This is a genomic window from Parasedimentitalea marina (genome assembly GCF_004006175.1).
Lineage (GTDB): Bacteria > Pseudomonadota > Alphaproteobacteria > Rhodobacterales > Rhodobacteraceae > Parasedimentitalea > Parasedimentitalea marina.
The window spans coordinates 1,685,384-1,711,367 of record NZ_CP033219.1 but is presented as its reverse complement, the minus strand read 5'-3'; the positions used below and the strand labels follow the sequence as shown (position 1 = coordinate 1,711,367).

At 57.6% G+C, this 25,984-nt stretch carries 38 protein-coding genes, 1 tRNA gene and 2 pseudogenes; all 41 read left to right on the top strand.

Annotated elements, in window-relative coordinates; all coding sequences use genetic code 11:
- The first annotated feature begins 3 nt into the window (after nucleotides 1-3).
- The 41 genes and pseudogenes from EBB79_RS08320 to EBB79_RS08110 all read left to right on the top strand — a co-directional run bounded on the left by EBB79_RS08320 (nucleotide 4) and on the right by EBB79_RS08110 (nucleotide 25,970).
- Nucleotides 4-912 (top strand): ParB/RepB/Spo0J family partition protein, encoded by a 909-nt coding sequence (locus EBB79_RS08320; RefSeq protein WP_127748472.1) that lies wholly within the window; start codon nucleotides 4-6, stop codon nucleotides 910-912.
- Nucleotides 913-916: 4 nt separating this feature from the next.
- A complete protein-coding gene (locus EBB79_RS08315) occupies nucleotides 917-1,564 on the top strand; it encodes a DNA-binding domain-containing protein (protein WP_164860763.1) in 648 nt (215 codons plus the stop codon).
- Nucleotides 1,565-1,587: 23 nt separating this feature from the next.
- Nucleotides 1,588-2,103: a transposase domain-containing protein gene (locus EBB79_RS08310; protein WP_420850416.1), complete on the top strand. Its 516-nt coding sequence runs from the start codon at nucleotides 1,588-1,590 to the stop codon at nucleotides 2,101-2,103.
- Nucleotides 2,104-2,167: 64 nt separating this feature from the next.
- A pseudogene (locus tag EBB79_RS25580) lies at nucleotides 2,168-2,626 on the top strand (hypothetical protein); the annotation flags it as partial.
- Between the two features lie 115 nt (nucleotides 2,627-2,741).
- Nucleotides 2,742-3,044, top strand: coding sequence for a hypothetical protein (locus EBB79_RS08295; RefSeq protein ID WP_127748469.1), 303 nt, complete (start codon nucleotides 2,742-2,744; stop codon nucleotides 3,042-3,044).
- Between the two features lie 48 nt (nucleotides 3,045-3,092).
- Nucleotides 3,093-3,835 (top strand): annotated as a pseudogene (locus EBB79_RS25435) (AAA family ATPase).
- Complete coding sequence (locus EBB79_RS08280; RefSeq protein WP_127748468.1) at nucleotides 3,832-4,716, top strand: hypothetical protein; 885 nt, start codon at nucleotides 3,832-3,834, stop codon at nucleotides 4,714-4,716. The pseudogene EBB79_RS25435 and the gene EBB79_RS08280 overlap by 4 nt, the downstream one beginning before the upstream one ends.
- Entirely contained in the window at nucleotides 4,701-5,162 is a 462-nt protein-coding gene (locus tag EBB79_RS08275) for a hypothetical protein (protein WP_177627797.1), read from the top strand. The genes EBB79_RS08280 and EBB79_RS08275 overlap by 16 nt, the downstream gene beginning before the upstream one ends.
- Nucleotides 5,149-5,856, top strand: coding sequence for a DUF3164 family protein (locus EBB79_RS08270; RefSeq protein ID WP_127748467.1), 708 nt, complete (start codon nucleotides 5,149-5,151; stop codon nucleotides 5,854-5,856). The genes EBB79_RS08275 and EBB79_RS08270 overlap by 14 nt, the downstream gene beginning before the upstream one ends.
- A 27-nt stretch (nucleotides 5,857-5,883) precedes the next feature.
- Nucleotides 5,884-6,138, top strand: coding sequence for a hypothetical protein (locus EBB79_RS08265; RefSeq protein ID WP_238705028.1), 255 nt, complete (start codon nucleotides 5,884-5,886; stop codon nucleotides 6,136-6,138).
- Nucleotides 6,138-6,593 carry a gp16 family protein gene (locus EBB79_RS08260; RefSeq protein ID WP_127748466.1) on the top strand — a complete coding sequence of 152 codons (456 nt, stop codon included), beginning with the start codon at nucleotides 6,138-6,140 and terminating at the stop codon, nucleotides 6,591-6,593. The genes EBB79_RS08265 and EBB79_RS08260 overlap by 1 nt, the downstream gene beginning before the upstream one ends.
- Nucleotides 6,590-6,976 carry a helix-turn-helix domain-containing protein gene (locus tag EBB79_RS08255; protein ID WP_202977648.1) on the top strand — a complete coding sequence of 129 codons (387 nt, stop codon included), beginning with the start codon at nucleotides 6,590-6,592 and terminating at the stop codon, nucleotides 6,974-6,976. Before EBB79_RS08260 ends, EBB79_RS08255 begins: the two co-directional genes overlap by 4 nt.
- Before the next feature lie 82 nt (nucleotides 6,977-7,058).
- Nucleotides 7,059-7,670 carry a holin-associated N-acetylmuramidase gene (locus EBB79_RS08250; RefSeq protein ID WP_127748465.1) on the top strand — a complete coding sequence of 204 codons (612 nt, stop codon included), beginning with the start codon at nucleotides 7,059-7,061 and terminating at the stop codon, nucleotides 7,668-7,670.
- Nucleotides 7,667-8,230 carry a holin family protein gene (locus EBB79_RS08245; protein ID WP_177627795.1) on the top strand — a complete coding sequence of 188 codons (564 nt, stop codon included), beginning with the start codon at nucleotides 7,667-7,669 and terminating at the stop codon, nucleotides 8,228-8,230. Before EBB79_RS08250 ends, EBB79_RS08245 begins: the two co-directional genes overlap by 4 nt.
- 2 nt (nucleotides 8,231-8,232) lie before the next feature.
- Complete coding sequence (locus tag EBB79_RS08240; protein ID WP_127748463.1) at nucleotides 8,233-8,568, top strand: DUF2730 family protein; 336 nt, start codon at nucleotides 8,233-8,235, stop codon at nucleotides 8,566-8,568.
- Nucleotides 8,565-8,864, top strand: coding sequence for a hypothetical protein (locus EBB79_RS08235; protein WP_127748462.1), 300 nt, complete (start codon nucleotides 8,565-8,567; stop codon nucleotides 8,862-8,864). Before EBB79_RS08240 ends, EBB79_RS08235 begins: the two co-directional genes overlap by 4 nt.
- A 2-nt stretch (nucleotides 8,865-8,866) precedes the next feature.
- Nucleotides 8,867-9,430, top strand: coding sequence for a phage protein Gp27 family protein (locus EBB79_RS08230; RefSeq protein ID WP_127748461.1), 564 nt, complete (start codon nucleotides 8,867-8,869; stop codon nucleotides 9,428-9,430).
- Nucleotides 9,430-9,765: a DUF7694 domain-containing protein gene (locus EBB79_RS08225; RefSeq protein ID WP_177627793.1), complete on the top strand. Its 336-nt coding sequence runs from the start codon at nucleotides 9,430-9,432 to the stop codon at nucleotides 9,763-9,765. The genes EBB79_RS08230 and EBB79_RS08225 overlap by 1 nt, the downstream gene beginning before the upstream one ends.
- Nucleotides 9,755-11,197 carry a phage terminase large subunit family protein gene (locus EBB79_RS08220; RefSeq protein WP_127748460.1) on the top strand — a complete coding sequence of 481 codons (1,443 nt, stop codon included), beginning with the start codon at nucleotides 9,755-9,757 and terminating at the stop codon, nucleotides 11,195-11,197. Before EBB79_RS08225 ends, EBB79_RS08220 begins: the two co-directional genes overlap by 11 nt.
- Nucleotides 11,197-12,738: a DUF935 domain-containing protein gene (locus tag EBB79_RS08215; protein WP_127748459.1), complete on the top strand. Its 1,542-nt coding sequence runs from the start codon at nucleotides 11,197-11,199 to the stop codon at nucleotides 12,736-12,738. The genes EBB79_RS08220 and EBB79_RS08215 overlap by 1 nt, the downstream gene beginning before the upstream one ends.
- Nucleotides 12,731-13,852 (top strand): phage head morphogenesis protein, encoded by a 1,122-nt coding sequence (locus EBB79_RS08210; RefSeq protein ID WP_127748458.1) that lies wholly within the window; start codon nucleotides 12,731-12,733, stop codon nucleotides 13,850-13,852. Before EBB79_RS08215 ends, EBB79_RS08210 begins: the two co-directional genes overlap by 8 nt.
- 228 nt (nucleotides 13,853-14,080) lie before the next feature.
- Entirely contained in the window at nucleotides 14,081-14,950 is an 870-nt protein-coding gene (locus EBB79_RS08205) for a hypothetical protein (protein WP_127748457.1), read from the top strand.
- 306 nt (nucleotides 14,951-15,256) lie between these two features.
- Complete coding sequence (locus EBB79_RS08200) at nucleotides 15,257-16,219, top strand: phage protease (RefSeq protein ID WP_127748456.1); 963 nt, start codon at nucleotides 15,257-15,259, stop codon at nucleotides 16,217-16,219.
- Between the two features lie 6 nt (nucleotides 16,220-16,225).
- Nucleotides 16,226-17,137 carry a Mu-like prophage major head subunit gpT family protein gene (locus EBB79_RS08195; protein WP_127748455.1) on the top strand — a complete coding sequence of 304 codons (912 nt, stop codon included), beginning with the start codon at nucleotides 16,226-16,228 and terminating at the stop codon, nucleotides 17,135-17,137.
- Between the two features lie 10 nt (nucleotides 17,138-17,147).
- A tRNA-Met gene (locus EBB79_RS08190) sits at nucleotides 17,148-17,222 on the top strand.
- A gap of 26 nt (nucleotides 17,223-17,248) precedes the next feature.
- A complete protein-coding gene (locus tag EBB79_RS08185; protein ID WP_127748454.1) occupies nucleotides 17,249-17,635 on the top strand; it encodes a hypothetical protein in 387 nt (128 codons plus the stop codon).
- Nucleotides 17,636-17,742: 107 nt separating this feature from the next.
- Nucleotides 17,743-18,186 (top strand): gp436 family protein, encoded by a 444-nt coding sequence (locus EBB79_RS08180; RefSeq protein WP_127748453.1) that lies wholly within the window; start codon nucleotides 17,743-17,745, stop codon nucleotides 18,184-18,186.
- A 36-nt stretch (nucleotides 18,187-18,222) separates the two neighbouring features.
- Nucleotides 18,223-18,669 carry a phage virion morphogenesis protein gene (locus tag EBB79_RS08175; protein WP_127748452.1) on the top strand — a complete coding sequence of 149 codons (447 nt, stop codon included), beginning with the start codon at nucleotides 18,223-18,225 and terminating at the stop codon, nucleotides 18,667-18,669.
- Nucleotides 18,666-19,220 carry a hypothetical protein gene (locus tag EBB79_RS08170; protein ID WP_127748451.1) on the top strand — a complete coding sequence of 185 codons (555 nt, stop codon included), beginning with the start codon at nucleotides 18,666-18,668 and terminating at the stop codon, nucleotides 19,218-19,220. Before EBB79_RS08175 ends, EBB79_RS08170 begins: the two co-directional genes overlap by 4 nt.
- Entirely contained in the window at nucleotides 19,217-19,651 is a 435-nt protein-coding gene (locus tag EBB79_RS08165; RefSeq protein ID WP_127748450.1) for a phage baseplate assembly protein V, read from the top strand. The genes EBB79_RS08170 and EBB79_RS08165 overlap by 4 nt, the downstream gene beginning before the upstream one ends.
- A complete protein-coding gene (locus EBB79_RS08160; protein WP_127748449.1) occupies nucleotides 19,648-19,848 on the top strand; it encodes a hypothetical protein in 201 nt (66 codons plus the stop codon). Before EBB79_RS08165 ends, EBB79_RS08160 begins: the two co-directional genes overlap by 4 nt.
- Nucleotides 19,849-19,853: 5 nt before the next feature.
- Nucleotides 19,854-20,189 carry a GPW/gp25 family protein gene (locus tag EBB79_RS08155; RefSeq protein ID WP_202977647.1) on the top strand — a complete coding sequence of 112 codons (336 nt, stop codon included), beginning with the start codon at nucleotides 19,854-19,856 and terminating at the stop codon, nucleotides 20,187-20,189.
- Complete coding sequence (locus tag EBB79_RS08150) at nucleotides 20,186-21,091, top strand: baseplate assembly protein (protein WP_127748447.1); 906 nt, start codon at nucleotides 20,186-20,188, stop codon at nucleotides 21,089-21,091. The genes EBB79_RS08155 and EBB79_RS08150 overlap by 4 nt, the downstream gene beginning before the upstream one ends.
- The gene (locus tag EBB79_RS08145; RefSeq protein ID WP_127748446.1) at nucleotides 21,084-21,824 is read left to right on the top strand and encodes a phage tail protein I; all 741 of its coding nucleotides are present in this window, start codon (nucleotides 21,084-21,086) and stop codon (nucleotides 21,822-21,824) included. Before EBB79_RS08150 ends, EBB79_RS08145 begins: the two co-directional genes overlap by 8 nt.
- On the top strand, nucleotides 21,824-22,339 hold the full coding sequence (locus EBB79_RS08140) for a phage tail-collar fiber domain-containing protein (RefSeq protein ID WP_127748445.1): 516 nt from the start codon (nucleotides 21,824-21,826) through the stop codon (nucleotides 22,337-22,339). The genes EBB79_RS08145 and EBB79_RS08140 overlap by 1 nt, the downstream gene beginning before the upstream one ends.
- A gap of 10 nt (nucleotides 22,340-22,349) precedes the next feature.
- Complete coding sequence (locus tag EBB79_RS08135; protein ID WP_127748444.1) at nucleotides 22,350-23,063, top strand: hypothetical protein; 714 nt, start codon at nucleotides 22,350-22,352, stop codon at nucleotides 23,061-23,063.
- A gap of 12 nt (nucleotides 23,064-23,075) precedes the next feature.
- Complete coding sequence (locus tag EBB79_RS08130; RefSeq protein WP_127748443.1) at nucleotides 23,076-23,588, top strand: hypothetical protein; 513 nt, start codon at nucleotides 23,076-23,078, stop codon at nucleotides 23,586-23,588.
- A gap of 2 nt (nucleotides 23,589-23,590) precedes the next feature.
- A complete protein-coding gene (locus tag EBB79_RS08125) occupies nucleotides 23,591-24,775 on the top strand; it encodes a phage tail sheath subtilisin-like domain-containing protein (protein ID WP_127748442.1) in 1,185 nt (394 codons plus the stop codon).
- Between the two features lie 17 nt (nucleotides 24,776-24,792).
- Entirely contained in the window at nucleotides 24,793-25,290 is a 498-nt protein-coding gene (locus tag EBB79_RS08120) for a phage major tail tube protein (protein ID WP_127748441.1), read from the top strand.
- Nucleotides 25,291-25,363: 73 nt separating this feature from the next.
- Nucleotides 25,364-25,648: a hypothetical protein gene (locus EBB79_RS08115; RefSeq protein WP_127748440.1), complete on the top strand. Its 285-nt coding sequence runs from the start codon at nucleotides 25,364-25,366 to the stop codon at nucleotides 25,646-25,648.
- A 4-nt stretch (nucleotides 25,649-25,652) separates the two neighbouring features.
- Entirely contained in the window at nucleotides 25,653-25,970 is a 318-nt protein-coding gene (locus EBB79_RS08110; protein WP_127748439.1) for a phage tail assembly protein, read from the top strand.
- Nucleotides 25,971-25,984 lie beyond the last annotated feature (14 nt).

Sequence of the window (25,984 nt, the reverse complement as noted above, 5' to 3'; positions counted from 1 at the left end):
CCCATGCGTCCCCCACGCCTGATTGAAGTTACAGAAATCCCGCTTGATGACATCGACACATCAAACCGACTGCGCCCGGTGTCTGAAACGGCTGTTAAAAGCCTGACACACTCGATTGAGACCCAAGGTCTGATGTCCGAGATCCAAGTCCGCAAAGTCAAGAAAACCGGCAAGCTACGGCTGATTGCCGGCGGTCACCGGATGGCAGCGTTTCGCGCCCTGGGTCGCGATGTAATCCCCGCCAAGGTCTGGGATTGCACAGACGACTGGGCAGACCTCGCCGAGATCGACGACAACCTGGCACATGCCGAACTTAACACTTTGGATTTGGCAGTATTCCTTGCCCGTCGCAAAGAAGTGTATGAACGGGCCTATCCTGAGACAAAAGCAGCAACCGGGGCAGACTTGGTCGCAAAACGTTGGGATACGGCGGACAACATGTCCGTCGTATCATTTGTAACCGCAACAGCCGACAAAATGGGCGTCGACGAGCGCACAGTTCGCCGCCTTGTTGCTGCGGGCCGGTCCCTTGGCCCCCGTGAAATCCAAGAACTCCGAGACGCTCCTAAGCGGGTCTCCCTTTCCGACCTGCAAGAGATAGCCAAGTGCGGAACAACAACGGATCGGTATGACATTTGTCGCGCCCTGGGCGATGGCACCGCCAAATCCGCCAAGGAAGTTCTGGCCCGTAAGAAATCCCCCGGAACTGCAGTTAAAGACCCGGTTGAGGCAGCGCGCAGAAAACTAAACGACGCCTATTCACGGGCCCCAAAAGAAGCCCGGCGGAGGTTTGCCGAGGATCACCGCGACGAGCTGCTGGAGCTACTGGGCAAAGACGCCCTAGTCGTTAGCGACGAAGCCCTGGAAACAGATGCCGAAATCGTCCCCTTCACCAGCAAACGGGCGGGGTGACCAAATGAGCGTCGTTGAACCCAAACAGATCTGGTGGACAGTTGAAGAGCTGGCCAACTCTGGCCTGCCCGAACTGCCGGGCAGCAAACCAGGCATAAACCTGCTGGCACAGCGGTTCGGCTGGCGCGCCATTGAAGGCTGCGCCAAGCGCAAGGTTGGACGCGGTGGCGGCTGGATATATCACTGGTCGGTGTTGCCCTTAGCAGCACGGCGCAAGCTGCTGACAGATGCCGCTGAGACCCCTGACGAACGCCCGGACCGGGGCAATGCCTGGGCCGCATTTGATAGCCTGCCGGAAACTGCAAAGACCAAGGCTAGAACCCGGCTGGCTGCGCTGCAAATGGTGGAAGGTCTGCACCAGTCCGGCGTTACCCATGTTCACGCCGTGGCCGAGGCCGCGCGCCAATGTGGCTCCTCTGCCCGCAGTGTCTACAACTGGATCGGCATGGTTGAAGGCGTCGCCCCTGAGGACCGCCTGGCCTATCTGGTGCCGCGTAACCGTTTGGCTGTTCGCAAGCCCAATAAGGCGGCCTGCACCCAAGCGTTTATGGACTATTTAACAAGCGATTATCTGCGCCAAGGACCACCAACATTTGCCCAATGCTATCGCGCTGCCTGCAAAAAGCCAAGCATGAGGGTTGGGACATCCTGATCAGCAAGACTGCAAAGCGGCGATTGGACGATGAAGTACCGCGCCTTTGCCAAGTGTTGGCCCGTGAAGGTTTTGCGGGCTTGTTGCGCTGTTTTCCGGCGCAGATCCGGGACCGTACCACCCTGACGGCGCTCGAAGGCGTTAACGCCGATTGCCACAAGTTTGACGTCTTCGTGCGCTGGCCCGACGGCACCATAAACAGGCCCCAGATCGTTGCCTTCCAGGATCTCTATTCCGGCAAGATGTTGAGCTGGCGCATCGATCATTCACCCAACATGGTAATGGTCATGGCCGCCTTTGGCGAATTGGTCGAAACCTGGGGCATCCTAGCCATTGCCTGTTCGACAACGGACGGGAGTTTACCGGTAAATGGCTCACCGGCGGCATTCCGAACCGCTTTCGCTTTAAGGTGCGCAAAGACGATCCCCTTGGTGTGCTTCCCAATCTGGGCATTCAAGTTCACTGGGCCAAGCCCGCAAGTGGCCAATCTAAACCGATTGAACGTGGGTTCCGGGATTTTGCAAAGGACATCGCTTTAGACCCCGCTTTGACGGCGCTTATACTGGCAACCGTCCAGATGCCAAACCCGAAAACTACGGCAATCGTGCGATCCCTCTAGACGATTTTGTGAAGGTTGTGGCTGAAGGAGTTGAGGAGCACAATTTACGCGAGGGCCGATTGTCCCCTACTGCACGGGGGCGATCCTTCGACGAGACATTTGCGGAGAGCTACGCCACAGCCCCTATCCGCAAGGCAACCGAGGATCAACGTCGCCTTTGGCTGATGGGTCAAGAGACCGGCAAGCTGAACAAGGACAACGGCCAGCTCCAACTGTTCAGGAACTTCTATCATTCAGACTGGATGTCTGAGCGGGCTGGCAAAAGATTGTGGCCCGATTTGATCCAGAGGATCTGCATTCCGGTGTTCATATCTACGAGCTCGACGGGTCTTACCTCGGATTTGCCGAATGTCGGCAAACAGTCGGGTTCTTCAACGTTACCGGGGCCAAGGAAGTTGAACGCCGTAATCACAGGATCAAGAGAGCACAAAAGGAGCTTCTGAAGGCCCACCGCCCTCTGTCCGTTCAAGAGATTGCCGCCGACAGGACCGCCCGAGCGGCGACGCAATCGGAATTGGTTGAAGCCAAGGTTGTGAAACCGGTTTTCAGCAAAAGACCGTGTCGGTTCCTCGCCATCAGGTCACGTCAGATCCAGTAGTGGTTGAGGCGCGGCAAGCCTTCGAGCAGCGGGTGAAGGACAAGGCGAAATTAGATCCAAAACCCAAGGCCGTTGGGCGGTTTCAACCCGCTTCAACCCCCAAAGAGCGGTTCCAAGACGCCAAAGACATCATCGCGAAATCAGACGCCGGGAAACGGGTTGGCAGTGGCGAGGCCGATTGGCTGCGCAGCTACATCGAGCTGCCCGAGTATCGCGGTTTTCAGAAAGTAGAAGAATTTGCCAAACGGGACGACGCCGGTTGATCGCCAAAAACGCCGTCCCAATGGCACACCTAAGAAGCAGAGGTACCAATGTTACAGAGAACAAAACTCGGCGAATATGTAAAGCCGCTCACCAATGTTTACCTATTGGCCTCGCTGATAGAGACGCTGGAAAACCGTGACATAGGCCTGCCCGGCATCGGTGTCCTTCACGGCGAACCCGGAGTGGGCAAAACCCATGCCGCAATGTTTGCCTCGGCGCACCAGGATATCCTGCATATTCAGCTGACCAACAATTACACCAGTAAGTTCCTGTTTGAGAAGATCCTGAACGAGCTGGGGCCCGCGAGAAAGGCTCCACCGCCTATCTGGAAATGCGCGCCCAGGAAAGCCTGGCCCAGGCTGGGCGCACCCTGGTCATTGACGAGGCCGACCACGCCCTGAAACCCCGGATGATTGACAGTATCCGGTTCTTGCATGACCGCTCAGACGTGCCGCTGATCCTGATTGGCCCTTATGACTTCCCGGCGAAACTGGCCAAATACACTGCCATCGCCAGCCGTGTCATGCAGCGGGTCACGGCTCACCCGGCTAGTCTGGACGATGCCCAATCCCTTGCGGGGTATTATGGCCGTGGCGTTGAAATCTCCCCAGATTTGCTGGAGCATATTGTCTCGGAAAGACGTGGCAAGGTGCGCGAGATTTGCACCTGCATCGCCCATGTCAGAACCATGGCCCGCACCTGGAACATGCAGAAAGTCACCCTAAAGGACTGGGGCAAGGAACCCTTTCCCGCCGGGAATGAGTTTCTAGCGGTTGGGGGTGCCCTATGAGCGCACACGCCCCATCCGGGGCACATGAGCAGGAAATCTGGCAATTCATCCAATCGCGCCAGGTGTTCACCCACGCTGATGTCGATGCCTTCTGTGCTGCCGGGGATTGGAAGCGGACCAACTACCTGCGTAGTCTGGCCCGCCTGAACCTGGTCAAACTCTATCAGCGCAAGGGCAACATTCGCTATTACACCGCGCAAGATCCGGCCAGCCTATCGGGCGATGCAGCTTTGATTGATACCAGCGCTATGGATGCGCAATGGCGCTCTGACAGGCTGGGTTCCAAGATTTCCGCATTCCAGGACACGGCCCTGCCCGTGCAGGCCTGGACGCCGCAAACGCCAGAAGAGAAAAAGCTTTGGGATTTTGTGCGCCAGCAGCTCCGGTTCACCCGCGATCTTGTCCTGGCGCAGAAAATCGCCCCGGATAACAAGACCACATTGTTTTTGAGGTCCCTGGAAAACGCCGGCCTGCTGAGATCTGCCGGTTATGACAATGGCAAGCCCTACTATACCGCGTTCTCGACCTTGGAAATCATGAACCGGGCCAAGGACAAACGTCTGTCCACGGAAGGCCGGATTTGGACGGCAATGCGGGCTGCGAACAAGTTCACCGTTGAGGACATGCTGATGACCTTTGCCGGGTTTGAAGGCGAGTTCTCAGAAAAGGGCATCCGCAGTTACTGCTCGACATTGGAAAAAGCCGGGTATCTGAAAGACAGCCGCCGGGGCCGCACCTCGGCGCAATCGGTTCGCTACCACCTGGTGCGCGACACAGGCCCGCTGCCCCCAACGATTAAACGTCTTCCCGTCGTGGTCGACCCGAACGAGGGCCGTGTTGTCTATGTCCAGGGGGAGGAGGTCACATGGGCAACCTCATAATCAGCGACCGTGAGATTGTGGCGCAAGATGCCTGGGGCGACGAGCTCCCCGATTGGATCATGACCCTGATCAAAGAGTGCGACGGCAGCTCGCAGAACAAGGTTGCAGCCCGCCTTGGTATCAGCGCCGCAGCCGTTAGCCAGGTTATTCGAAAGAGCTATCAGGGCAGCTATGACAACGTCGCCATGCGGGTGCGCGAGATCTACATCAGCGGCGACATTGACTGCCCGGCCATCGGTGAAATCGCTTCCGAGATCTGCCTGCATTGGCGCGATGAAATCCGGCGCGGCACGTCCTCTGATCCTCAGCGTGTTCTGATGACCCGGTTTTGCCGGAAGTGCCCGCGCAACGACCCGAAATCCACCAAACCGGCGGACACAGCAACGCCCGAAGCCGACGTCAAACTTGTCTTCAAATCCCGGAGGTTTGCAGATGCAAAATCCTGAACGAAGCCCGCAAAACGGAGCAGATCCATTGACCACCCAAACCCCAAGCCAATTTGAGCCCGAACCAATATCCGACGGTCGCGTAACCGCAAACGGCAATACCTACATGACCGATACCAAGGGCGGCCTGGTGCCTATTGACCTGGTCAAAGCCCAGGACCAGCTCCAGGACGAAACGGTGCGCAAGATTGCCGGATACGCCTTGGCGCTCAGCACCCAGACCGCCCGTTTCAAGGAACATGTCTTTGACGACATTGGAGACTTTGAGGCGATCCTGGAACAGGAATACGGGTCCACCATTGGCGGCAAACGAGGCAACAAAACCCTGATGAGCTTTGATGGCCTATTTAAGGTTCAAGTGGCGGTGGCCGACCAATTTGACTTTGGTCCCGAACTGCAGGTTGCCAAGGGCCTTGTTGACGAATGCCTGAATGAATGGTCCGCCGAAGCCCCGGTCGAATTGCAAGCCATCGTCACCAATGCCTTCAACACCGACAAAGAAGGCCAGATCAATCGCGCCGAGATTTACAAACTCTTGCAACTGGACATCCAGGACACCCGCTGGACACGCGCCATGCAGGCCATTCGCGACGCCATGCGTGTGGTGGGTAAATCCACTTATGTGCGCTGCTACCGACGTCCCACACTGGATGCCAAGTGGCAGCACATCACCATTGATTTGGCAAAAGCCTGAAGCCCCAACCCAAGAAAGGACCCTAGAATGGCAAAGAGTAAAACAGAAATGCGCCAGGCCCTGCGCAGCAGCTTCACCGCCTTTGCGATCAAACAACGGCGGGCTTCCTTGGTTTTAGGGGCCCGGCTCTCGGTGCTTAAAACGGACGCAGCTCTTTCCAAAATGGAACCCGGTGAGTTTGACACCATCGCGCGCCAAGAAATGGAAACCACCATGCGCCGGATGGAAGCCGACGTGGCGACGTCTCACCCGGTTGCACCCTTCTTAGACGAGGTGTCCTGATGAACCGCGCCCTGCAGCAAAAGATCCACATCGGGTGCCGCGAACTTGGCCTGGACGGTGACGCGCGCCGTGCCTTGCAGCTTGTTGTGACCGGTAAGCACTCGATGAAAGACATGAGCGACGACGACCTATTGAAGGTGCTTAAACGGCTCAAAGCCGACGGCTTTAAAACCTCTTCAAAAGGCAAGAAAAAGCACAAAGCTGCGCCGCGCCCAGATCTGCGCCTGGTGCATGTGATTTGGACAAAGCTCGGGGAGGCAAGCGAATTGCGCGATCCCAGCCGCGCCGGGCTCAACAAGTTCATTCGGGACCAGTTTGGCAACACCTGGGGCTCAGTGCCTGCCGACGTCGACATGCTACGCGATCACAAACAAATCAACGCTGTGATCCAAGCTCTGAAGGCCTGGGGTGTACGTGCTGGTATTGATTTTGACTGGTTGGAGCATCGGAATTGAACCGCACGTTCAAACCCTATTTGCCCGGCGTCTTGGCCTTAATCACTGAAGAGGTCAACCAGGACGCCGCAATCAAACTGGCCATGGCGCGTGGCGGTCGGCAAATCTATATTCCAAAGACGCCAACCCCCAACGGCGCATTGGCAAAAATAGTTGGTGAGGAAAACGCCGCTGCGATTATCAAGCTTTTGGGCAGCGGAAACGTAATCATCCCAACCGGTAATTATGGCGGTGAAACAGGACGTCGCCAACGTATCGCCGCGTTGCTCGACCAGGGCATGAGCCATGCCGAAATTGCCGCCGAGGTTGACGTCCACGTGAGAACTGTGGAACGAGTAGCGGCACTGCTGTCGGGTGGCCGACAGCAAGACTTTTTCCTTTAATACCAATTACCCCCGACAGTTGTCAGGGAAGGCTTAGCCCTTAAACCGGCCTAGTTTCGCTCCAAACAGATGGAGCGTAGGAATGCACTCAGTTCAGAATATTGCCAAAGATATTGTCGCGCGCGAGGGCGGCTATGTGAACGACGCCGACGATCCTGGCGGGGCCACCAATTACGGCGTGACCATCCACACCATGCGCCGTTTGGGGCTGGACCTGGACCGCGATGGCGATGTGGACGCGGCGGACGTGCGTTTGCTGACCCGGCCCCAAGCCGTTGATATTTTCATCAAGCACTATTTCGAGAGACCGCGTATAAATCTGCTGCCTGTTGAGCTGCAGCCCTCGATGTTCGACATGTATGTGAACGCAGGCGGTAACGCGGTGAAGATCCTGCAGCGGCTGCTTCGGGATTTTCAGGAACCGGTGACTGTTGACGGGGCCTTGGGGCCCCAGTCCGCCGCCGCCGTCCACCGGGCCTTCAAAAAGGCTGGCGCATATTTCGTAGACGCCTACGGCATCGCCCGTCGCAATTACTATTTTCGCCTTGCTGACCGGCGCGCCAAGTCGCGCAAATACGCCCGCACCCGGGCTGGTGGCAAAGGCGGCTGGATCAAGCGGGCCGAGGAGTTCATCAGCCCTGAGTTCCACATGACAGATCAAGAATTTTCCAAGCGCGTGGGGGGCTGGTCATGAACCTGCTGAAATTGATTTTTGGTGGTGGCCGTAATGTGGTTGCCGAGACCGCCGAGGTGTTCATGGAAAACACCGAAGCAGGTGCACAGCGCCGCGCCGATTATGCCCAGTCGGCCTTGGGTCAGTTCGGGGCTGAGTTTCAGGTGGAACGCAAGGGGCGCTTTGACCGCTTTATGGACGGATTAAACCGCCTGCCCCGCCCGTTGATTGTGATTGCCATTTTTTCGCTGTTTGCCTCGGCCATGTACGATCCGCTTTGGTTTGCCGAACGGATGCAGGGGCTGGTTTTGGTGCCAGATCCGCTGTGGTGGTTGGCCGGAACCATTGTCGCTTTCTATTTTGGCGGACGCTTCCAAATGAAATCGCAAGAGTTCAGCCAGGCTATCACGCAAAGCACGGCGCGATTGCCGCAGGTTCTGGAAAGCATCAGCCAAATCCGTGCCCTTCGGCATGACAGCCCAGGCGCTGCCGAGACCGGCACCGACGCTGGATTGTCCGAAGCCGCTATTGAGCCGTCAGACAACGAGGCCGTCCGCGCCTGGCGTGAGGGAGGCAAGTGAACTTGGATCTAGATACGAGTATTAAGTTCACAAATTTGGCAATGGCTGTTGCGGCCATAATTTACACATGGTTCGCCACCCGCCGCAAAGACGTGGACAAGCGGTTTCACACTGGCTCCAAGCGCATGGACGAGCACGATCTGAAAATTCAGAAACTCGAGCAGGAAGTTAGGACACTGCCCTCCAAGAACGAATTTCACGATCTGAACATCGGCATTGAGCGGATGAACGGCAACGTGAAAGCAATCCTCACCCAAATGGAAAGCCTCTCCGCCAGCCAGGACCGTGTTGAACGCACAGTCGGCGCTCATGAGAAATTTCTGAGAGACCTCAAATGAACAGTTATCAAGAAGAGCAGAAAATCGCCCGAAGAGGCGCTATTGTCGGCTACCTACACCAGGTCAACGGTCAGCCCGCGAATGCAGATATTCTGCTGGCCGTGGCCAAAGGTTGCGGCATTCCATCCTATTACAATGAAATCATCGCTGCAGTGAGTTGGCTGGAAGAAAAGGGCCTCGTTCAGACCGGCGGTGACGGCGACGTGATCATTGCCGAGATTACCAAACGTGGAAAACGCCTGGCCCGCAACGAAATCGTTGATGAAGGGGTGCGCTTGCCCGATGGCGGTCAATAACGATGCCCCCACCTCGCAAGGTCGATTTGCTACCAGCAGAGCTAAAGAAGTGGCTACAGGACGCGCTGAAAGAGCGCGGCTTTTCCGGTTATGAGGATCTGGCCGAAGATCTGAATTTTCGTCTGGAAGAAGAAGGCGTTGAATTGCGGATCAAGAAATCCGCCATTCATGCCTATGGAACCGAATACGCCGAATTCGTCAAATACCAGGATGAGGCCAGCGCCTGGGCTGCAGGCTGGATGAATGACAACGGGTTGGAAGAAGAAGCGCAACGTCACAACGTTCTGTTTCAGATGATCACTACTCTGGCCTTCAAGGTCATGCAAAGCCAGATGGCCATGGACGGCAAAGACATCGATCCGCGCGAGTTGCACTTCCTCGGCAAGATGTTGAAGGACGTCATGGCCAGTTCCGGCATTCGCGAACAAATCATGGAAGCCGAACGGGAACGGATCGTAGAAGCGGAACGCGCCGCGATGGCCAGCAAACTGGACGATGCGGTCGAAGCCGGCGATGTGGAAAAAGAGGCCGCCCAGAAGGCCCGAGAAATCATGGGGTTTGCCTGATGGCTGAACCCGACATTCGCACATCAAAGGCCCATGGTTATGAGGTCCACGTCGACACTGGCATCGGCCACCTATGGGTCATCCATGATGGCAAGATCACCTGGGACCAATTGCAGGACATCAAAAACGCCACCTGGGGGGCTGAGGCCCGCGCAATTGAGGTCTACCCTGCAGAAAAGGATGTGGTGAATTCGCTCAATTGTCGTCACCTCTGGCGCTTAGGCCCTCATGACTTTGCCCCGGACCTGTTGGGCAATGACCCAGCGCAAGACAGCCTTGCCGCGCGTTGTATGAGCGCCTGGGCAGAGGCGAGAGAAGACGGCTATGCCGGTTAGCTTTGAGCCAGTCATCACGTTCCTGCCGTATCAAAAGGCATGGATTGCTGACAAATCGCGTTTCAAGATCGGTATGTTTACCCGACGCGGTGGCAAGACATTCGGCTCGGGCGGGGAAATCGTTGACGACTGCATTAACGCAGAAATTGACGGCCACAAAACCCGCTGGACCATTCTGTCACGATCCGAGGCCACCGCTAAGGAGGCCATTGAAGACGCTGTAAAGCCAATGACCGAGGGCTTTTATGCGGCCTACTCAACATTAGCGCGCAAGGGGCGGCCTGAGTTTTCCGAGGAAGACTTCATTGTCCCAGCCCATAAACGCGAAGTCATCCAGAACGGCGACACCCATCTGATCGATGTAGAAGAGGCCAAGTATAAAGCCCAGGAGGTGCGCTATCCTGGCGGGTCTCGCATTACGGCTATTTCCGCCTCGCCAGATGCGGCGCGTGGATTTGGTGGCAATATGCTGTTTGACGAGTTCGCCTTCCATGCGGACAGCCGCCGGATCTGGGGCTCTGCCTTTCCGGTTGCAGCGCGGGGCGGTCACAAAATTCGCGTCATCAGCACCCCCAACGGCAAGGGCAACAAGTTCCACGATCTGATGACCACCGTGGACAACAACTTCTCCAAGCATCACGTCGATATTTACGAGGCCGTCAAACAGGGTCTGGACGTCGACATCGATGAGCTGCGCGCCGGTATGTCCGACGAGGACGCCTGGTCGCAAGAGTTTGAGCTGAAGTGGCTGGACGCCGCCTCAAGCTGGCTGGATTACGATCTGATTTCCTCCTGCGAGGATGTGCGCGCCGGTCACCCTGCCCTCTATCGTGGCGGCATCTGTTATGTCGGCGTTGATATTGCCGCCCGCAACGACTTGTTTGTGATCTGGGTCATGGAACTGGTCGACGGCCAATTGATCACCCGAGAAATCATTGCCGAGAAGCGCATCAAATTTGCCCGCCAGGACGCGCTACTGGCGGATGTGTTCCGCCGCTACCGTGTTGCCCGCTGTTGCATCGACCAAACCGGCATGGGCGAAAAGCCGGTGGAAGATGCCAAGACGGCGCACGGCGAGGATCGGGTTGAAGGGGTGATCTTTACTGCCCCTGCCAAGCTCGACATGGCCACCGGCATGAAAGAGCGTTTCCAGGATCGATCCATGCTGATCCCCGAAGGCGACCCCAAGTTACGCGCGGATCTGCATTCCATCAAATCCGTGACCGGCCCTACCGGTGTGCGCCGCCTGGTCGCCGACACAGACACCGACGGCCACGCTGACCGCTTTTGGGCAGCGGCCCTGGCCTGCGCTGGAGCCGAAACCGAATACCAACCCTTCGTCTACCGCCCGGTGCCCCCAGGTGGCGGCAAAGATACCCAACGCCCGCTTAAACTGACCGCAGGCTTTCGCGCCCAAAAAGGAATTTGGTAATGGCCCATCAATGGCTCGACGCATACGGACGCCCGGTAAAAGCCCAACAGCTCACACAGAGAATTCCAGAACCGGGCCTGACCACCATTCGCAATGCCTGGGCCCCAACCGTGGCGTCGGGCCTTACCCCATCGCGCCTATCCAGCATCTTGTTGGCTGCAAATGAGGGCAACCTTTACGACTACCTGGTCCTGGCCGAGGAAATGGAAGAGCGCGACCCCCATTATGCCTCGGTGCTGGGCATTCGAAAGCGGGCCATTTCAGGTGTCGACCCAATTGTTACCCCGGCCTCTGACAGTGCGCTGGATAAAAAGATCGCCGACGACGTGCGCGAAAACATATCCGAGCACGAGGGGTTTTCAGATCTGATTGAGAATATGCTGGACGCCCTGGGCAAAGGCTTCTCTCAGGTCGAAATCGTCTGGCAGCGCAACAAACGGGTGTGGCATGTTGAAGAATTCCTGCATCATGACCCGCGCTTTTTCACATTTGATCGCGAGACCGGCCGCCAGGTGCGCATGGTGGATGAGGCCAATCTGGTTGACGGTGTTGAACTGGACCCGTTCAAGTGGATTTCCCATCGGGCCAAGCTGAAATCTGGCCTGCCGATCCGAGGTGGGTTGGCGCGTTTGGTCTCCTTCGGCTGGATGTGCAAAAACTACACCGTCAAAGACTGGATCGCCTTTATCGAGACCTACGGCTTGCCCCTGCGCTTGGGGCGCTATGGGCCGAGCGCTACCGCTGAAGACGTGGACGTGTTGTTCAACGCCGTGGCCAATATCGGTACTGACGCGGCGGCGGTTATTCCCGAAGGTATGAAGATAGAATTCGTCCAGGCGATGACCGGCGCGGCCAATTCCCAGGTCTTTGAAAGCCTGGCACGTTGGGTGGACGAGCAAACATCGAAGGCCGTTCTGGGGCAAACCATGACCTCGGACAATGGCTCGTCTCAGGCCCAGGCCGAGGTTCACAACGAGGTGCGCCATGATGTGGCCAAGGCGGATGCACGATCCGTCACGGGTACTTTGAAGCGCGACCTGGTCAAGCCTTACGTGGATCTGCACTACGGGGTGCAACTGCGATATCCAAAGCTGGATATCATCATTGAAGAAGCCGAGGATCTGGACCTGACTCTGCGCCATACGGCTGAACTGGTGGACCGGGGCATGAAAGTGAAGCAATCCGAGGTGCGGGCCAAACTGGGCTATTCGGAACCGGACGGCGACGACGAAGTTCTTGGAACGGCCAAACCAGAGACCAGCGAGAGTGAGGCCACCGCTAAGAACCGGGCCCAAGATACCCCGCCAGATCCTTATGTTGCTCTGGACGCGTTGGAAGGCGAGCTGGCCGAAGACTGGGTCGAAGTTGTTTCGCCCATCCTTGCGCCGGTGATGGAGGTTTTGGAAACAACCACCACCTATGACGAGGCCCTTGCCGCCCTGGCTGATACTTTCCCCCAAATGGATACGCGCCCGTTGATTGATACCCTGGTTAAATCCGCCTTTAAGGCCCGCGCCCTGGGCGACAGTGGCAATGACTGAGCTGACCGACAAGCCGGGCTACAGCTTTAACCCCGGTCCACCACCCGAGGCCTCGGCGTTTTTGCGCAACAAAAGCCTGAAACCCTCGTTCAACTGGCAGGATGTCGAACCAGAAGAACACGCCGTCAGCTTTACTGTCGCCAAGGCCATGCAAGTTGACGTTCTGCAGTCCATTCGTGACGAACTGCAAAAAGCTCTGGACCAGGGCATTCCCTATGAGCAGTTCCAGAAGGAACTGGAGCCGCGTCTGCGCAGCATGGGGTGGTGGGGCGTCAAAGACCAGGTCGACCCTGTCACCGGCGAGGTGCGCAATGTGCGCCTGGGCTCACCGCGTCGACTAAAAACCATTTACCGGGCCAATATGCGCTCGGCCCGTGCCGCCGGCCAATGGGATCGCATCCAACGCAGCAAACGCGCCCTGCCCTATCTGGTCTATCTGCTGGGTCCAAGCCAACGCCACCGCCCCAGCCATGAGGCCAAGAACGGGTTGGTGTTACCGGTTGACGATCCGTTTTGGCAAACCTGGTATCCGCCCAACGGCTGGGGCTGCAAATGTCACGTGCGCCAGATCACCCGGCGCGAAGCCGATGAAATTGGCATCGCCGACAGCCCCGAGATCCCGATGCGCGAGGTGTTCAACAAACGCACCGGCGAGATTAAATCCATCCCCTCGGGCATTGATCCAGGTTGGGAGAGCAACCCCGGCCAATATCGACAACGCCAAATGGAGCAATTCCTGCGGGGCAAGCTCGGCAGCGCCGATCCGGCCATTGCCCATGCCGCTGCTCGGGACATGGCGTCGTCCTGGCGTGTGCGCCGTATTCATGAGGGCAGCGCTAGTGGGTCTGTGCCTGTGGCGATGCTGCCACGCGAGGTTGCCACGCGCTTGGGGTCACGGTCGCGGGTGGTGTCAATTTCTGAGGAGACGATGGCCAGTGCACGGGCTGCTGGGATTGAGCCGACCGTCAGCGTTATTGAAGAATTGGCGGTTAAGGCCGGTGACGGGCGAATTGATGATGACGGGTGGGTTGTTAGGGACAAGCCAAACAGCCCGCGTTGGGTGGTGACAAAGCGTCATTCGGGAGGCGATATACAGCTTTTGTTAATGCTCTAGTAAGGTCAAGATCCTCTAACTAGCTCTCCCAAAAATGGTGAATGCAATCCCAGACCGATCAAGTACACGTCTAAAAATCATTATGGATTACACCGAAATGAGCGGAAATATTCACCCAGCAATTTGACCCCTGTGAGGTAAATTATGCTATCATAGGTAGCTTAAGGAAAGAAAATCCTGGCCAGATCAAAATAATTGAGAAGTATTATTCCTGATAGGAAATGCGGCATGAGGCGGAACATCAACAGGATTCTTGTTTTCTTTGCAGTCTTTTTTATTGGTTTCGGGCTTGCATCAACTTTTGTTTCCCTACATGGGGCGTTCAAGTCACCTGGTGGATTTGGAGGTGCTATGGGATCAACTGGTACTCTGGGTCACAACTCGCCTAACGTGTTCGATCTACCAAGCCAAGCTGCGCGAAAAGCTTTGCGGTATGCGCCTTGCGATCACAACAAATCCTGGCCTCAGTTTGAAGCTGCATGTCTGGATGTGGTCAACTTAAAAAGGGTTTTGCCCAGCCTGACCGATGGTCAGTTCATCTACAATAGGATTACCAAATTGTGGCGCGGCGCCCCCGAGACCGTCGTACTAAAGCTAAACTTGGCATCTGAGGCTGCTCCGGTTCTCCCCCCTGCTTTGTCGGGAGAGTCAATAACTGGATTTGCAAAAGTCACGCCAGAAATGTCAGTTGTTTTGAAAGGAACCGCAGGGCTTACAGTCAAACCATTAGGGGAGGCTCGACAGCGTATTTCTGATCTCTCACCGACCGTCTGGCAATGGACGGTCACGGGGACCAAAACGAATGGCGCTGAAATACTCTTACTCACAGTTTTTATACACGTTGATGACGGAGCACCTTTTACCCTGAAGACTTTTGAAGACGAAATTCAGGTTAACATCACCGATTGGCAATGGATCAAGGGCATTGCAAGCGAGATGAAACCTATATGGGCGTTCCTAATAGGGGCCATCCCGATTTGTTGGGCAGCATATGTTTGGTTGAGAAACCGTAGATGGAAACCTCCAACAAAAAAATGGGTGAGCCTTTCGACACAAATCCGATCAAAAAAAAGCAAAAAGAACATACCAAGAGGTTAAGCGGTTTTGCATTTGTATTGACGACAACATTTAACCCACTGAAACTGGTTTTCATACGATTTATCCTCCAATCTCACTGATGTAGACAAATCGCCCCCACAGCTGGCAACCAGGATCAAATTTAAACACCACTTAAACGGGTCTGTGTGGCGCTTGCGATATTTTCCGGGTGGTTGTAGCGTTTAGGCGAAAATTGCACTCAGCGGCCCTTAAATCGCGCTGCTCTTTTCTCTGCCCCGCCCTGCAGAATTGCTCCCGACAGTTGTCAGGGAAGTAAGCCCGCATTTGGCGGGGCATTGTCGCCCCATGACATTGACCAATTCCATCCAATCCATCGCGCTTGCGCTGAATACCGAAGGCGGTGCTGCCCCCGAGTGGGTCCAGCTCACTCCGGCGGGTCCGGATCTCGATAGCCGGGACGGTCGCCAGTGGAAACTGAGCGACCCACAAGCCGTGGTCACCGCGTTTCGAAACAACGGCGGCGACCTGCCCGTCGACTTTGAGCATTCCACCCAGGAAAAAGGGGCCAAGGGCGAACCTGCCCCTGCAGTTGGCTGGCTGACGGACATGGAAGCCCGCAACAGCGCCCTCTGGGGCAAGATCGACTGGCTGGACGCAGGCCGGGAGGCCGTGGCGTCCCGCGCCTATCGCTATGCCAGCCCGGTGTTCAACTACGGCCGCCAGACACGCGAGATTTCCAAAATGGTCTCTGTTGGCCTGACCAATCAACCAAACTTTCAACTTACCGCCCTCAATCGAGCAGGCGAACAGGAGGATCACCCCATGGATAAAACCGCCCTAGAGGCGCTGGGTTTGAAGGATGGCGCGTCTGACACTGATGTGTTGACCGCAATCAACAAGCTCAAGTCGGATGAGGCTACGGCCCGCAACCGCGCCGAACACCCTGACAGCTCAAGTTTCGTGCCCAAGGCCGACTATGATCTGGCGATGAACCGTATTCGCGGCTTTGAGGGCGACGAACAGACCCGTAAAGACGCGGCGATCACCGCCGCCGTCGACGCCGCTGTTGAGGCGGGCAAGATCGCACCAGGTAGTCGCGACTACCACACGGCATCCTGTCGCGCCGAGGGTGGTCTTGCTTCCTTTGCAGCCTTTGTCGACGCCAGCCCGGTGATTGCGGGCAAGTCTGACCTAGACACCAAGGACCCCACCAAAGGTGGCACCGCCCTGTCTGCCGAGGAGCAAGCAGCCTGCCGCGTCCTTGGCTTCACCGAAGCTGAATTCGCCGACGCGAAGTCAAAGGAGTAACCTGCCATGATGGTCACAGCAGCCGCTATCGCCGCCCTTCAAGTTGGGTATAAAAAGCACTTTCAGGACGCCTTCAGCGCGATCCGCCCGGAAGCCGACTTTACCAAAGTCGCCACCATCGTGCCGTCATCGTCCAAGTCCGAGACCTATGGCTGGCTCGGCAAGTTCCCCAAAATGCGGGAATGGGTTGGGCCCCGCGTTGTCAAAGATATGGCAGCCCACGGCTATTCCATCACCAACAAGGATTTTGAATCGACTGTTGGTGTTGATCGCAACGATATTGAAGACGACAACCTCGGCATTTACGGGCCGTTGTTTCAGGAAATGGGTCACAGCGCAGGCCAACAACCTGATGACCTGACCTTTGGCCTGCTGGCAAAGGGTGTCACCGAGCTGTGTTACGATGGCCAATACTTCTTTGACACGGATCACCCGTCTCATGACAACACCGGCGCTGACACCGTTGCGTCCAATGTCGATGCCTCAGGTGCCGTCGGAAACCCCTGGTGGTATCTGCTGGATGTGAGTCGACCGCTAAAGCCAATGATCTACCAGGAACGCAAAAAGCCTGAGTTCATCGCGCATGTGGACCCGAAAGTGTCCGACCACGTTTTCCACAACAAGGAATTCCTCTACGGGGTCGATGCGCGCTCAAACGTCGGCTTTGGTCTGTGGCAGATGGCTTATGCCTCCAATGTCGCCCTGGACGGTGACAGCCTGGACGCGGCCATCGAGAACATGCGCAGCTTGCGTGACATCAACGGCCGCCCTCTGGGGATCAAACCCGGCCTGCTGGTTGTTGGGCCGAAACTGCGCTCACAAGCCAACAAGACAGTCAAAGTCATGCTGGGTGAAGGCGGTGCGTCGAACGCCAACTACAACGCGGTCGATGTTCTCGACACCGACTGGGCCGCCTGAGGCCACGCGTAGCGGAGTAGAGCAGCGGTAGCTCGCCAGCCTCATAAGCTGGAGGTCGCGGGTTCAAATCCCGCCTCCGCAACCATTCCATTTTCTTTGAAAGGCAGACCCATGGGCAAAGTAGCCATGATCAAAATCGCCGCCGTTCCCGCCGCTGGTTTCCACCGGTGCGGCAAGTTCTTTCCCAAGAGCGGCGTCATCGTCGACCCTAAAAGCTTCTCTGAAGAGCAGCTTGAACGGCTGAAGGACGAGCCAATGCTGCGCGTCACACCGGCCTCGGATGATGACGAAAGCCGGGCCGAGGCACGGGCCGAACAAATCGCAGAAGGCATCCGCTCCCTGGCGGCTGCCGACTACCAAAAAGACGGCAAGCCCAAGGTCGACGCCTTGAACGATCTGTTGGGCGACGACCTGGGAAAGATCACCGCAAGTGAACGCAATGGGATCTGGGACCACATGCTGGCGGAAGACTTCAAGGCACCAGAACCTGACGCCTAACCCAATACCTGGGGAACGATGATCCTTCGCGGTACCGGAGCACTGCGAATGGGGAGCCCCATAGCTCCGGACCTTTTTTCAAACCCGAAAAACCACAAGAGAAACCGATGGCCTACGCAACCCAGTCAGACATTGTCACGCTGTATTCCGAGGACGCGCTTTATGTGGCGGACCGGGATGGCGACGGTGTGCCTGACGTGGATGCCATCACACGGGCGCTGGCCTCAGCGTCCGGTGAAATCGACAGCTATCTGGCGGTCCGTTACACCCTGCCTCTCGGTGAAAATCCGGATCTGCTGGTGCAGTTCTGCGTTGATATCGCGATCTATCGGCTGGCGTCATCGCGCGATGTGCTCTCGGAAGAGCACCGCCAGCGCTATGAGGACGCGATCAAGCATCTGGAAAAAATCGCCAAAGGCACTGCGACTTTGGTTCTGACGGCCGCAACTGACGGCGACAGCGAAGCCCCATCGGAACCATCCCGCCCCCGCCCGATTGTTGCGGGTGGTCCGCCGCGCGAGTTCACCCGCGAAAAAATGAAGGGGCTCTGACATGTCCTCAAGTAGCAAAGCGGTAGGACACTTAATATGACTGGCGTCACCGCATCTTTGACCACCCTTGGCCTGGACGATGCCATCCGCAAACTTGGGGCTTTGGCCGGTTTTGACATGGCGCAACTGGCTGACGAGGCCGGTGCACTGCTGGAAAGCTCAACACGGCGTCGTTTTGAAACCAAGATTGATCCGGACGGCGCAGCCTGGACGCCCTGGTCTGAGGCCTATGACGACACCCGCGATCATGACCGCCATTCCCTGTTGGTCAGCGACGGCGATCTGCTGGACAGTATCCAGAGCTATGCAACCGGCACCGCCGCTCATGTGGGGTCTAACCTGGTCTATGCGGCGCATCACCAATTTGGCGGTGACGAAATCGGCAGCGGTGTGCCCGCGCGCCCCTATCTGGGTGTCTCGGCTGAAGACGAGCTGGATATTTCCGACCTTGTGACCGGCCGCCTGACGGAGCTGTTGCAATGAGCGATATCGACCAAGTCCTGGCGCGGTTGCCACAATCGGTATGTGACGCCGTTAAATTGCGGCTTCCCGAATTGAAAACCTGCAAACCCCACGCCGGGAAATTCTCACTGGAAGAGCTGAAGAAAAGTGGCCTGCCCGCCCCTGCAGTTCTGATTTCCACCTTGGGCGCAAAGCCTGGGGTCACTCGCAGCGATGCAGCTCATAGCTTTGTACTGTCGATGGCTGCCTATGTGGTGACCCGCGACGGTCTCGGCGCACCGCGTGACCTTGCCGCCGCCAATATCTGCCAGGCCTTGTTGACCCTTATTCCGGGCAAGCGCTGGGGGGAACCCGCACTGGGAGCAGCCCAAGGCGTTCACATGCACACCCTGGTGTCGAGCGGCGCAAAGGACATCACCTCGTCACTCTGGGCCGTAACCTGGGGCCAGCCGGTGACGTTCCACACAGTTGAGGCAGCGCCCTTGGGAGCCGAATTGTATGTGGCGCAGTCGCCAGCGATCGGCACCGACAATGTCACCGGCTACACCCAAGTCGGAGAGCCAACCTCATGACTTTGAACGCCTCTGAAACCGACCGCCGACTGGGCAACGTCCTGCAGATTGGCACTGTTGTGTCTGTCGATCCTGGCAGCTCGGCCGCCAAGGTGAAAATCGGCGATCTGACCACGCCGCTGATCCAGGTGGGACAGCTTAGCGCCGGTGCCATTCAATTCTGGTGGATGCCCAGTGTCGGCGAACAGGTGATGGTTGGGGCCCCGTCTGGGGACATGGCCCAGGCAACAATCCTTTGCTCGGTCTTTGCTGGAAACGCCCCAAGCTCGGACGGCGGCGTGCCGATGATCAATCTGGGCGGCGGCAAGATGATTGTGAATGGCGACATTGAAGTGACCGGCGATGTGATCGCCAGCGGTGTCAGCCTTGTGCACCACACCCACAACGGAATTGCCCTAGGCGGGGCCGACACAGGAGAGCCAAACAAATGAGCAAGAAACCAGTGATCTCAAAGCATGAGTACACCGTCACCGCCGCAGGCTGGGTGGCCGGTCAGCGCTGCAAAGCAGGCGACACTCTATCGCTGACCAAGGACCAGGCGCGCTATGAAAACGTCCGTCTCAAAACGGACCAGGACAATGAGCCTGCCAAGACAGCCACTCCCAAAAAGGCCAAAGCCAAAACATGAGTGGAATGGATCGACATAGCGGGCGACAGCTCAGTGGCGCGGCGCATCTGGCGCAGTCGATCCACGACATCCTCACCACGCCCAAGGGGTCACTGGTGATGCAGCGCAGCTATGGCTCGGATCTGCCAAACATCATCGACCAGCCCTTGAATGGCGAAACCATGATCGACGCCTACATGGCCACGGCCGAGGCGCTGGACCTGTGGGAACCGCGTATCGAGCTGGCGCGTATTGAGCTGGTAAACACCGGCGCAGGCTACGCCGAGTTTGCACTGACCGACGCCGACGGCCTTGAGATCTCAATGCCATTGAGCCTCGACACTGAAGGCGCAACCCAATGAGCGGCTTTACCCCGATTGACCTGTCCAAGCTGCCTGCCCCCGAGGTGATCCAGACCGTCGCCTATGAAACCTTGTTGGCGGAAATGAAGGCCGAGGCCATCATCCAGATGCCCGAACTGGAGCCGTACCTGGCACTGGAAAGCGAACCGGTCACCAAGCTGCTGCGAGTCTGTGCTTATCATCGCATGTTGGACCGTCTGGAATTCAACGACGGTGCGCGGGCCAATATGCTGGCACTCAGCACCGGCACCGATCTGGATGGGTTGGCGGCTTATTGGGGTGTCGTGCGCCTGGTGGCACAAGAGGCTGACGACAGCGTCTCACCTCCCATTGCGCAGATCATGGAAAGCGACGACGCCTTGCGCCAGCGGGTGCAACTTTCGCTGGAAGGGCATTCCACGGCGGGACCGCGCGGCTCTTATATCTTTTGGGCGCGCTCGGCCTCTGGCGAGATCAAAGACGTCTCTGTTATTTCTGAGATCCCCGGCCAGGTGACGGTAACCGTGCTGTCGCATGACAACGACGGCACACCGTCAAACAGCGTTTTAAACGCCGTTGAAACCGTCTTAAACGGTGAAGACGTGCGGCCCCTGACGGACCAGGTCGTGGTTCAGGCTGCAACTCTCATTCCCTATCAGATCACCGCCGAGTTGGTGCTGTTTAGCGGCCCCGACAGCGACACGGTCCTGGACGCCGCGCAGGCCGCCATTGCCACCTACATCACCGAACAAAACCGCCTTGGCTTTGATATCACTCTGTCGGGGATCTACAGCGCCCTGCACCAGCCCGGCGTTCAAAAAGTGAACCTGACCGAGCCGCTGGCCGACATCGTGGTCGGCGACACTGAGGCCGCTTATTGCCCCATTGCGCCCGCCTTGAGCTTGGGGGGCACCAATGTCTGACCTGCCCACCATCCTGCCCCCAAACAGCACCGCACTAGAGCGCGCGCTTGAACAGGCCATCGGCAAGTCCAAGCCGGATCTGACGGCGGTCGCCACACTCATGAACCCGGATACCTGCCCCGCGCCGCTGTTGGGTTGGCTCGCCTGGGCCTTCTCGGTCGACGTTTGGGGCGCTGCCTGGTCAGAGGCTGAGAAGCGCGACACAATCCGGCAAAGCATTGCCGTTCACCGGGTCAAAGGCACACGCGGGGCCGTGCGCCGTGTCTTGGCCAGCCTTGGCTTTAGAACCGACATCTCGGAGTGGTTTGAATACGGCGGCGCGGCCCATACCTTCCGCGTTGACGCGTTTGGCGATGATATTCTTGGGGCTGGATTGCAGATCGACCAGGCGCTCTTTGCCACCCTGTCCCGTGTCCTGGACAATGTGAAACCTGCCAGCGCCCATTACGAGCTGCGGATCGGCCAAAGCGTGGGCGCCACTGTTGCATTGCGCACCGGCGCGCGATCCACCCAGCACCTGATCGTGGCCAGTGATCCAATCCCCCGGCCATCTGAATTGGTAAGCGCGGTTTCCTTGCGGGCATCGATCCGCATGACCCGGAGATCCGAGGACACACACGATCCAGCGGCGCGCGCCAATACCTTGAGCACCGGGCTTTGCCTGCGCAGTGCCCTGCGCCCCAAATCACTTTCGCGCGTCACTCACCTCATTACAGAAAGGGCGGTCGCCTGATGACCCAAACACTTTTAACTGACATTGGCGTCTCACTGATCAACGCCGCCGCCGGATCTGGCACTCAGGTGGCTATCACCGAAGTGGCAATCGGCGATGCCAACGGGGCCAGTTACGATCCGGGCCACGGCCAGATTGGCTTGCGCAATGAACGGACCCGCGTGGCGATTACCAAGCGCCACATCGTTGACAGCAACGCCTGGCGCATAACGGCCGAGTTCGCCCCAGGCGATCCGGTATTTGATGCCCGTGAAATGGGGTTCTTCGACAGCGAAGGTAATCTGATTTTCCTCTGGGCAGGAAGTGATTTCCAACCCTTCACGGTTGGTGTGGTTACCCATATCGCCGAGCACATCCTGAGCTTTAGCCAGATCGCCGAGGGATTGGTGATCATCGACGCGCCCGACGATGCGCTGTTCGATCTGACCGTCGCCACCGCCTACAGCCACGCCACCCTGCACCTTGAACAATTCAACCAGTCCGAGCTCCTGCGCGCTCTGACCGGCAGCTATTGAGGAGATCCCAATGACCACAACCGAACAAATGACTGCAGCCATCACGGCGATCACTGACTTGGCGGCAGCTTACCAAGGTAAGAATGCCGTGATTGACGCGTCTTTGGCCGCTGCCCTGGCGGCCTTCCCAAATATCAACCGCACCTTTTATGTGGATCAGGTCGCGGGTGATGATGCCAATGACGGCAGTGAGGCCAGCCCGTTTCTGACTCTCCAGAAGGCTGCCAATATGACGCCCATGGGCGGGTTGCTGACGGTCTATTTCCTGACGGATTATCACGTCTCCAAGCGGGTGGATTTTAAACAGCAGAGCGTTGCGTTCAAGGCCCAGGTCACGGGAGGCGGTCGGGCTAAGGTGACATTTGCAGGCACCTCGGAAGGGGATACGGCCAGCACCGCCGATTTGTCCTCGCTCCATAGCAACTGCTATTTCGAGTGCCAGGAAATCCAGTTTGAGGCCGTCACCGCCGGGGCTGGCGTCACCGACAAAGGCATGTTCCGCTCGCGGGGCAACATGACCCTGCGCTTGAGCAATTGTCAGATCGACTTGCCTGTCGGGTCCGATCAATGCGTCATCAACAACGATGTGTTTTGCGCGCTGAGTGTCTCCAACCTCAACGGCGGCACTGGCCCGGTGGCAGGGCGCTGGATACAGGACGTCGCCGCCGCAACTGATCCGGCCAGCATCCGCACCCTTATCGCCACCAATCTAACCAGCTTGTAAGGAATGCAGCTCATGACCCTGACCATCAGTTTCGAACACAACGGCCAGCCCTACTACAACTGGTCTGTGGCATCGGCCCAGGATGCGGGCGTTCCGGCACCCGTCATCAGTGCCGCGGTTAAACAAGGCGCGCGCACGGAAGTGGCAGTGTTCACCAACGCCTATCGCGCCCAGATTTCCAGTGCCTCGCCGGGCAAGCTTGCGGAATACCGCTTCAAGGAAGAGATCGCCCGCGATCCAGCCAGTGCAGCACCTGCAGAACTAGCGATGATTGACCGCGAGGCTGCAGCCCGTGGCATCACCTCGGAGGCACTGCTGGCGGAGATCAACGCCAAGGCCTCTGCCTATCGCCAGATTGCCCTGCTGATCGGCGCTCTTGAAGCCGAGACCAAGGCCGCCATCGCCGCCATTGCGGAGGATGCAGTCGACATCGAGGCGCAAATCCAAACCGTGCTTGGGAATGCAAAAGCCCTGGCAGAAACAGCCTTTAACGAGGCCCAAACTCAGATCAACGGAGGGGCGTAATCATGCCCGAACAGTTTCTTCACGGGGTGGAAGTCGTCCAGATTGACGATGGTATCCGCCCCATTTCCACCGCCAAAAGTTCGGTCATTGGCATTGTGGGAACGGCACCAGATGCCGACGCGGCGATCTTTCCTCTGGACACGCCCGTGTTGGTCGAAGGTCCACGCAAAGCCGCCCTGCTAAATGATGCCGGCACTCTGAAACATGCCTATGAGGCGCTCTATGCCCAAGGGGCCAGCGTCGCCGTGTTCATCCGGGTCGCCGAGGGCGCAGATGATGCCGCCACCCTGGCCAATATTGTCGGCGATGCCACTGCGTTTACCGGCGTCTGGGCGCTGGAAGCCTCGCGCAGCAAGCTGGATCTGACACCCCGCATTCTCGCCGCTCCTGGCTTTACCAGCACAATACCGGGCGACCCGGCCAATCCAGTAACCACCAATCTGGTCGCGGTGGCGGAAAAGATCCGCGCTGTGGTCATTGCCGATGGCCCCAACACTGATGAGACCGACGCCAAAACTGAGCGCGGCAACTGGGGCTCTGACCGGTTGTTCATTGTGGATCCGGCCGTCACGGTGTTTGACACCGTCAGTGCCGCGTATGTCACCCGCCCTGCCTCTGCTTATGTGGCCGGGTTGATCGCCAAACGCGACATCGAGCGCGGCTTCTGGTGGTCGCCGTCCAACCAGGTGATCAACGGTATATCTGGCACAACGCGCCCCGTCGGCTTCCACCTCAGTTCCACCGAGACCGAGGCTAACCGGATGAACGAGGCCGAGGTGGCCACAATCATTCGCCGTGATGGCTTCCGCCTCTGGGGCAACCGCAGCACCACGCCAGATGCCCAATGGGCTTTCCTGTCCGTGCGCCGCACCGCCGACATCATCTATGAAAGCATTGAGGCCGCGCATCTTTGGGCGATGGACCGCCCCATGTCGGCGCAGCTTTTTGAAGACATCCGCGACGGGGTGCAGGGCTTTGGCCAACAGATGGTCAATGTCGGTGCCTTGCTGGGCTTCAAGTGTTGGCTGGACCCGGAGCTGAACACCGAGACCACCCTGAAGGCGGGCAAGCTCTATCTCGACTTTGACTTTGAGCCTCCCGCACCGCTGGAACATTTGATTTTCCGGGCCCACCGCGAGGGTGAATATTACGAGGAATTGATTTCCTCGGTCAGCGCCGCCGCTTAATCGAAAGGACAATCGCGATGATATATCCACGCACTATTCGCAACTTCAACGCCTTCCTGGACGGGGTCAGCTATGCAGGCCGTGCCACCGAGGGAAAGCTGCCCGAGCTCAAAATGCAGGTGGCCAACCACCGGGGCGCTGGCATGGACGGGGTCTCGCCTGTGGACATGGGCACTGAGGCGATGAATGCCGAAGTCACCCTGTCCGAATGGTCGCCAAACGCCGTTAAGCTGTTTGGCACCCGCAAGCGCCTGGTCCTGCGCCCTGCTGCCATGGGTGAGGATGATTTCTCAGCCGACACCTATGTGGCCACTTTGGGTGGGCGCTGGACCTCGACCAACTTTGGCGATCTGAAACCCGGCAGTGATGTGCCGCTAAAGCTGTCCCTGGCGGTTGATTATTTCCGCCTGACTATGAACGGCGACGAGTTGTTTGAAATCGACATCCTGGCAGGCAAGCGCGTTATCGGCGGCGTCGACCAGGTCGTTGAGCTGCGCAAGGCCATGGGCGTCTAAGCGACCGGTCCTAACATCGCGGGCGGTATGATGCCGCCTGCGATAACTTAATTCAATATTCCCTGGAGGCCCCATGGACAGCTTGAATATCAAGGTCATCGACCACCGCCACAAACATGTTCCCATGTGGTTGGTAATTCTTCAGTGGTTGATTTTGGTGGCCATTCTCTTTGGGCCTGGTGTTTTGGTAGACAGCACCGCCATGCAATGGGCTGGCTTTATCGTCTTTCTCGCCGGGGCCTTTCTCTGTCTGCTGGGAAGTACCAACGAGAAGCTGACCATTGAGCAGGCGCGAACACGTCTCGACGAATTGGAAGCAAAACAGACTTCCAAAACCCCCTCTTCAAATCGGATTTAAACCCATGTCAAAAATCACCAAATTGAACGCCGTCACCCTCGTCGAGCCGGTCCAGATCGACGGCGAAGACGTCTTTGAAATCACCCTGCGCAAACCCAAAACGGGAGAGCTGCGCGGCCTTGCTCTGACCAGCATCCTGCAGATGGACGTAGGCGCTTTGACCAAATTACTGCCGCGCATCACTCAGCCGCCCTTGAACGAGAGTCAGATTGCAGATCTGGACCCGAAAGACTTCACCGATTTGGCGGGCAAGACCATGCTTTTTTTCATCAAACAGGAGCAGTTGGAAGGTCAGGTGCTGGAGCTGGAAGCGGTCAACTAAGCTTTCCCGACGAC